The following is a 571-nucleotide window of genomic DNA, read 5'->3' as shown; positions in this document are numbered from 1 at the left end:
AGCTGGTCACCAACGCCGTCCGGCACACCCCCGACGGCACCTGGTCGCTCGTCCTCAGGCTGGAGGAGGGGCAGCTCATCCTGGAGATCACCGACGACAGTCCCGAACTGCCGACCCCGCGCCCGAACCCGCCCCTGGACGGCCGAGGAGGCCTGGGCCTCGGGCTGGTGGAGAAGCTCAGCGACCACACCGCCGTCGCGCCCACCGCACGGGGCAAGACGATCACCGCGTGGTGGAAGCTGCCCACCGGCGACCACGCGGAGCGGCCGGCCTCGGAGCGCTGACGCTCAGGACGAGGTGGACTCGGCCTCGCCGGGGAGTTCCCCGGACGGCCCGACGGGCTCCGCCATGCCGTCCGGGCCGGCCGTGAGGTACTCGGCGGTGCCGGTGAGCGCCAGCATCCGGGTCAACTGCACCGGCCGGTGGCGCAGGTGCAGGGTGACGCCCGCCGGATGGGTCCGTCGTCGCAGCGTGAGCAGGGCGGACAGCCCGCTGGAGTCCACCAGCCGCAGGCCCGCGCAGTTCAGCTGCATCTCCCGCAGCGCCGGGCCGTGCTCCAGGACGTGCGCGT

2 protein-coding genes are annotated in these 571 nt (G+C 74.1%); one reads left to right on the top strand and one right to left on the bottom strand.

Annotated elements, in window-relative coordinates; genetic code table 11:
- On the top strand, window positions 1-284 hold a 284-nt coding region (locus tag CCN33_RS30625), incomplete at its 5' end, for an ATP-binding protein (RefSeq protein WP_167387992.1).
- Window positions 285-287: 3 nt separating this feature from the next.
- Here the strand turns inward: CCN33_RS30625 and CCN33_RS30620 are convergent.
- Window positions 288-571 (bottom strand): STAS domain-containing protein (locus CCN33_RS30620; RefSeq protein ID WP_140394781.1); only part of this gene is annotated, 284 nt, incomplete at its 5' end.

It is taken from the genome of Streptomyces recifensis (assembly GCF_002154615.1).
GTDB classification, from domain to species: domain Bacteria; phylum Actinomycetota; class Actinomycetes; order Streptomycetales; family Streptomycetaceae; genus Streptomyces; species Streptomyces griseoluteus.
Note: the sequence above shows the minus strand (reverse complement) of the source record. Positions and strands in the feature narration are given on the sequence as shown.